The 615-nt window shown below is 29.8% G+C and carries 1 protein-coding gene; it reads left to right on the forward strand.

Annotation, left to right across the window (positions count from 1 at the left end; translation table 11 throughout):
• Positions 1–194: hypothetical protein (locus HL054_RS22135; RefSeq protein WP_369141290.1), on the forward strand; the 194-nt coding region annotated here is incomplete at its 5' end.
• Between the last annotated feature and the right edge of the window lie 421 nt (positions 195–615).

Raw genomic sequence — 615 nt, forward strand, 5'->3', positions numbered from 1 at the left:
ATTTGGAATACTTTAAAAAGTTATCTGAAAACTATTTAAAATTTGAAGCTTACCTTGAAAAAGAAAAGATTAAAGCTGAAAAGAAAGCTGCTAAAGCAAATAAAAAAGATGAGGTTAAATCTGAAATACCTGAAGGTGTTGAAGAACCTGATTTTGAAAGTGAGGATGAAGATGGCAATTTTGAAGAAGAATAAAAAGTATGAAAAAGCACCAAGAAAAGAAATTAAATCAACTCTTGCGGTGCGTCTTACCCAAGATGAAATTAAAAAATTTAACAATTATCTAGAAAAAACAGGTCTTAATAAACAGGATGCGCTTCGTAAAATTGTGCTCAGTGTGATCTAATGTCTTGTAAAGAATGTAAAAAACATCCTAGAGCAATTGTTAAGTCTGAAAAAGTTTGTAGTGCGTGTTTATGTTTTATGCTTATGAATAATCCACAACTTGAATTTGAATGAATTGATGATAAAGCTGTTGTTGAATTCAAAGCGCCTTCAAAATTGAGACTATTTTGAGAGGGAGTTAAACCATGAAAAAAGAATTAATTAAAGCACTTAAAGAAACTAATCGTGTACAAGAAGAACATCTTGACATGTTTAGTGATCATCTTATTAA

The organism is Modestobacter versicolor, from assembly GCF_041028285.1.
Taxonomy (GTDB): domain Bacteria; phylum Actinomycetota; class Actinomycetes; order Mycobacteriales; family Geodermatophilaceae; genus Modestobacter; species Modestobacter versicolor_A.